1 protein-coding gene is annotated in these 368 nt (G+C 39.7%); it reads left to right on the forward strand.

What is annotated here, in order from left to right:
* A partial coding sequence (locus HT721_RS10765) for a Rib/alpha-like domain-containing protein (RefSeq protein ID WP_173229811.1) occupies nt 1–368 on the forward strand: 368 nt, incomplete at both ends.

The following is a 368-nucleotide window of genomic DNA, read 5'->3' on the forward strand; positions in this document are numbered from 1 at the left end:
GTTAATGTCCCAGTAGAAGGCAATACAGCAGCGACAACAACACCAACAGCAGACACAGCGAAACTAAGTGAAACACCTGTCAAAGATTCGCAAGTAACAAAAGACGAAGATGTACAAAAAGTTAAAGATGCTGTAAAAGTACCAGAAGGAACTAAAGTAACAGAAAAAACATTACTTGACGGTGGAAAAGTAGTAGCAGATGAAACTGGCAAATTAGTAGTCAAAGTAGAAGTAAAATATGAAGACGGAAGCAAAGACGTAGTTAATGTCCCAGTAGAAGGCAATACAGCAGCGACAACAACACCAACAGCAGACACAGCGAAACTAAGTGAAACACCTGTCAAAGATTCGCAAGTAACAAAAGACGA

The sequence above is a fragment of the Streptococcus sp. 4094 genome (assembly GCF_013277125.1).
Taxonomy (GTDB): Bacteria; Bacillota; Bacilli; order Lactobacillales; family Streptococcaceae; genus Streptococcus.